Annotated in this window: 1 protein-coding gene; it reads right to left on the reverse strand. The window is 65.4% G+C overall.

Features of this window, described 5'->3' with window-relative positions:
- Position 1: 1 nt before the first annotated feature.
- A partial coding sequence (locus tag AC1DU6_RS34945) for a hypothetical protein (protein ID WP_477863126.1) occupies positions 2–593 on the reverse strand: 592 nt, incomplete at its 5' end.

The following is a 593-nucleotide window of genomic DNA, read 5'->3' on the forward strand; positions in this document are numbered from 1 at the left end:
CTCACTTCAACGCCAGGCACCGATGCTCGGTCACCTCATCCACCGTGCGCTCCTGCAGTTTGCCGGCCGAGCCCATGCCCAGCTTGGTGCCGGTGGCGTTGATGACGCAGTCCACCTTCCAGCGACCGTCCTCCCAGCGGGTGACGTAGCCCAGGAAGTCCACCATCTCCATGTCGCCGTTCTTCCAATCCTTGCGATAGAACAGCCGCCCCGCGCCACCCACGCCGTCGGCCTTGAGGAAGCGGTAGCCGTCCAGCGACGTGGAGTACGGCGCCCCGCGCTTCAGGGCGGCGGACAAGTCCTTTTCGGAGGCCCCGCGCTGGCGCAGGTTGGCCACCGTCTCATCGATGGCGCCCTTGGCCCGGGTCTGCTTGTAGAGAGCCACGTCACCCGCCTTCTCGGCCGCCAAATGGTTCACATAGGCAGCTTCGGCCTGGGCGACGAAGGGGTCGTTCTTCTGCGTGGTGCCATGCGCCGCGGGCGTTTGCGCCAGGGCGCTGCTTGCCAGCTTGGACGCGGTGAGTTCAATGGCACGGGCATGGAGAGTCACGGACTGGAGGCGCAAGTGGATGTCTCTGGTTGATATCTTGCGT

This window comes from Roseateles sp. P5_B10, from assembly GCF_056400485.1.